Annotated in this window: 4 protein-coding genes, 1 tRNA gene and 1 pseudogene; 4 read left to right on the plus strand and 2 right to left on the minus strand. The window is 30.7% G+C overall.

Annotation, left to right across the window (positions count from 1 at the left end; all coding sequences use genetic code 11):
• Nucleotides 1-74 (plus strand) — tRNA-Asp (locus OM074_RS20835).
• 86 nt (nt 75-160) lie between these two features.
• Here the strand turns inward: OM074_RS20835 and OM074_RS20840 are convergent.
• Nucleotides 161-775: a DUF6266 family protein gene (locus OM074_RS20840; RefSeq protein WP_301202635.1), complete on the minus strand. Its 615-nt coding sequence runs from the start codon at nt 773-775 to the stop codon at nt 161-163.
• 819 nt (nt 776-1,594) lie between these two features.
• On the opposite strand from OM074_RS20840, the gene OM074_RS20845 reads away from it, so the two are divergent.
• From OM074_RS20845 to OM074_RS20855, 3 genes are all read left to right on the plus strand, one after another.
• The gene (locus OM074_RS20845) at nt 1,595-2,287 is read left to right on the plus strand and encodes a hypothetical protein (RefSeq protein ID WP_301202636.1); all 693 of its coding nucleotides are present in this window, start codon (nt 1,595-1,597) and stop codon (nt 2,285-2,287) included.
• Nucleotides 2,288-2,379: 92 nt separating this feature from the next.
• On the plus strand, nt 2,380-2,931 hold the full coding sequence (locus tag OM074_RS20850; RefSeq protein WP_301202637.1) for a hypothetical protein: 552 nt from the start codon (nt 2,380-2,382) through the stop codon (nt 2,929-2,931).
• Nucleotides 2,932-2,961: 30 nt separating this feature from the next.
• On the plus strand, nt 2,962-3,672 hold the full coding sequence (locus OM074_RS20855) for an AbiU2 domain-containing protein (protein ID WP_301202638.1): 711 nt from the start codon (nt 2,962-2,964) through the stop codon (nt 3,670-3,672).
• Nucleotides 3,673-4,086: 414 nt separating this feature from the next.
• Here the strand turns inward: OM074_RS20855 and OM074_RS20860 are convergent.
• Nucleotides 4,087-4,338: pseudogene (locus OM074_RS20860) on the minus strand (group II intron reverse transcriptase/maturase); the annotation flags it as partial.

Below are 4,338 nucleotides of genomic sequence, written 5' to 3' on the forward strand. Positions count from 1 at the left end.
GGTCTGGTAGTTCAGCTGGTTAGAATGCCGGCCTGTCACGCCGGAGGTCGCGGGTTCGAGTCCCGTCCAGACCGCAAAGGTTACTTCTTTTTAAGAGGTAACCTTTTCTGTTTTTTATCCCCTCCTCTCCCATCAAATCAGGGATCAGTAACAAAATTTTTTACACCTGCCCCAAATATACGCTATCGCTCATATCTTGTTGGTTATGGCTTCTAAATGCCATCCAAACATATACGGGGTCATCATCTAGGCAAGCATCCCAAAAATATTGCTTATCATACTTTGTTGCGGCTGTAAAACGATATTCACTCCATACCTTTGAGCTATCCAAAAATGTAACCATGAGTGTATCATTGGTACCAATATCAAAACCATCCCATTCAAAAAGAAGTCCTGAATCTACTCTTTTTACCGAACACTTTTGAGGTAACTGAAGATTTCCTGTACTTAGTATGGTTTTTGAATAGTCAATCTCCTGGTCGGGGTATACATCTCCCACAATACAGTTTTTCATATTAAGCGACTGGGCGGTATGATAGGCAGAGCGACCAGTAGTAATATGCGCAAAAGTAATCTTTACCAAATCTTTAAATGGCTTAAGAAATGCAGTTACTAAGCTTAGTCTTTGCCTTTGGCGTAATCGTTTGGGTGTTGGCTTTACGCTACCAATGTCGGGCACTGTTCTAATATAATTTTTCCCTTTAACAGTATAAAACACATTACTTCCTACTTTACCCGAAACAGGGCCATTAATTCCTTTATTTGCAATTCCCATAATGTTAAAATTTAGTATTAAAAATAGATTGTAATTAACTCTACACCGGGACTGATTCCTATTGTGGTGCAGTTAACTTCGTATTTAAGATAGCAATAATTTGGTACTTATTCATATTTTGTTCGATTTTAATCATATTAGAACCGAACAAGAACCGAACGAGAACCGAACGAGAACCGAACGAGCACAGACGACATTAGGACGCCAATTAGGAGACTTCCCTTATTGAATAGTTATGAACAATGACCAACAAACAATGAACAATGATCATTGTGTTATTGATCATTGCTAATTGAAATTGTGTACCAAATAATTGTGATATGCGTTTTAAAACAGGTGTGAAAGGGTTATAAAATAACGGATTTATAAATATGGGATACTTTATAGTTTAAAGCAAAGCTATTTAAAATCATTTATTACCTTTGTTGGGCCTAAATACATGTAATGTCCATTTAACTATTACAATGTTCATAAACCGAAAATAACGAGCAATTATGGAGCTGATTGTATTAAAAAACAAGCATACCTTTTTAACTGAAATTTTAATAACCAAATATATACAAAACATATATATGATCGTTAAATCAGCTAGTTACAAGGGTAGTTACCCTTGCATATAATATATATAAAGCCAATGTATTTAGGGAAATGTTGGGGTGCACTGAAAAAGATTTACAGCTTCGGTAAAATATTAGAAAATCAATATGTAAAGCTACTTATATTATAAATAATTTCACGAAACACAGCTCAATTCATAATCTGGTACCAAAATAATTAACCCTATAAATCTGTAATAAAATATTTTAAATAATTATACACATGAATAAACTAAATAGCATAATATCAGGAATATTAATTATACTTTTATTTTCAGCATGTTCCCAATCTAGTAAAAATGATTTGCAGTTATTTTCATATAAAGGAAATGTCAAAAGTTGCATATCAAAAGACTTTAATACCATTAAGAAATTTGGAGAATGGAAAGAAGCTGGTCTTAATCGTTCATATGTTATAAAGTTTGATGAAAAAGGAAATTACACAGAAATTGAAAACTTTGACTTTATGAATGAATTAACAAGTAAAATAATTCCCAAACGTATTAATGGAAAGATTACTGAAGAAAATACATACAACAAACAAGGCAATTTAGAAACAAGCTTAAAAATAAAATCTATTTCAGAGAATGAATTTAACACAGAATCGTATAATGCGGAAAATATAAAAGTGTCAAGTGGCACTATTTATAGAGAAAATGGTAAGAATACAAAAAAAGTCACCAATATACTATCTGAAAAAAAAGATAGTACAACCATAATAAATTGGGAATATGATGCAAAAGGACTTTTGTCAACTATAAATATTTCAAATGAAAAAGGAGAAATCCGTATTTCTCAAAAATATAAATACACAGAATTTGACAAACAAAACAACTGGACTAAAGTTTTAATTTACAATATGGATAGTGAAGACGTCCCTGTATTCATTACAACAAGAGAAATTGAATACTATTAGTATTCAATCATCTAAACAAAAAACTAATATAAAATGCAGCATTATTTAACCATAATTATGTGGGATAAGAAAATAAATAAAGAAGAAATATTATGAGTTTTTTAAAAAAAATATTTAACAGTAATAAGGATGCTGAAATCATTAAAGAAACAGAAATCCCTGATTATGTTGAAGCAGCTAATAAGTCCTATAATAAAGAATTTGATTCTGCTATTAAAGACCTATCTAAACAGTTAGAAAATACTTCTTCTAATGATTATTCTAAATTAGCAATGATACATATTAATTTGATGCAAGCATATTTTAAGAATAGAACTAGACACGATAATTATTTTACATTATCATCTGAGCATGCGAAGAAAGCCTTGATATGTGGACATAATACGGGATTGGCTCCTTTTCGTTTAATTATAAATTTAGAAAAAGAAGGTAATTTGTTCCAGGCAATGGAGGTGTGTAAATTAGTAATAGACAATAGATATTATTTTTCACCATCTGGATATAAGCAGAAACCGGAATTTATAGAACGATTAAAAAAATTACAAAAAAAGGCAGAAAAAATTGAACCCCTAAATGATAATCCTTTATTTACAAAAAGTGAAATTGAATTGGCTATTAGTAATAGTCATAATGTATCTATTTAAATTTTATAAAAAGCAACTCTATAACAATTAATGACTGATATAAGCAAAAAAATAAAAGAGGATTTTCAAGAAATAAGATTACTTGTATTAAAAGTTAATTCTGCATTTAACACTATTTATTTTATTAAATCAGAGGGGGCAGATATGATTACCCGTGATTATAAATTATTTAATAATATATATAATAGTATTGGTAGTAGTTTGGTTATCGATTTGTGTAAGTTGTTTAATACTAACTATAAACGTGATAGGCGAACTAAAGAAAAGATATCAAAGGAAAAAAAAGAATATGACCATTATTCATTCAATAAGTTTTTTTTGAATTTAAAGCAATATAATAAACAGATAGAATGGTGTAATGAACCTAATGAAAGCTTAATTGATGAAGAATTAATAAAAATATTAGATAAAGAGTTACTAGAACGTTCAACGATAGAAAAATTAAAGGAAGCAAGAGATAAATTTCACGCCCATTTAGATAAAAATCGTCCTTTGAATTTGCAAATAGACTTTGATGAAATAGAGTTACTTATCGACTTAGCTAAATCTTTTGTAAATAAAGTTTATAACCCTTTACTTGATGGTTTTCAATCCTTTGAATTTCTTCATTCAGATGATACTGCTACATTAATGATGGATCTATATAAGTATAAGAAAATCAAACAGGTTATTAATGATAGTAAAGAAGATGTTGAATATTCTTTTGAAAAGATTTTGGATATTATAGGAAATAAAATATAACAGAATACTTTAGGAAATAATGTTTCTTAAAACGCAGATTTCTTAGGTAGAAATAAAAATAATACCTCAAGCAGCTTGATGAGAAAAATATTGTAAAATGAAAAAATATTCGAAAGAGAAAGAATGTTGTCCGGTCAGTATTATTTGCAGCTTACAAAGAATTTGATTTACTGAAAGCTTAGAATTAAAAAAAATACAATTTAGTAAACAGAATATTAAAGCTTTGTGGAAAAATTACAACGCGGGACTGACATTTTATTTGCAGTTTGAAAAAAAACAGCGACACCCCAATCGAGTAGACTGCCGATAGGCCAATAGCCTATCGGAGAGCCTCTCACACCACGACTTTTTATTCATAAAAAGTACGTACGGGTCTTCCCGATAATATCGGGACAGGCAGTATACGGCGGTTCCCTACACCATGGGAAATAAAGTATTACTAGAAGTTGTTAATGAATAATGCATTTGGTTGTACATTTCGGCAAGTGGAATGTACCCTCTTTTCAATAAGCGTTCTACTGTGATAGTAGTACCCAATATAGGGCTCTGGGCTATTGCCCAGCCACCCATACGGCTTCTACTCCAGGCGTAAGCCATACCATTATCGACGCCTAGCCTAATCAGGTTCTTCCTCTTTCTTTCTGGTTTCTTCCAATGATGCCATAT

It is taken from the genome of Plebeiibacterium marinum (assembly GCF_026013615.1).
Taxonomy (GTDB): Bacteria; Bacteroidota; Bacteroidia; order Bacteroidales; family Marinilabiliaceae; genus Saccharicrinis; species Saccharicrinis marinus_A.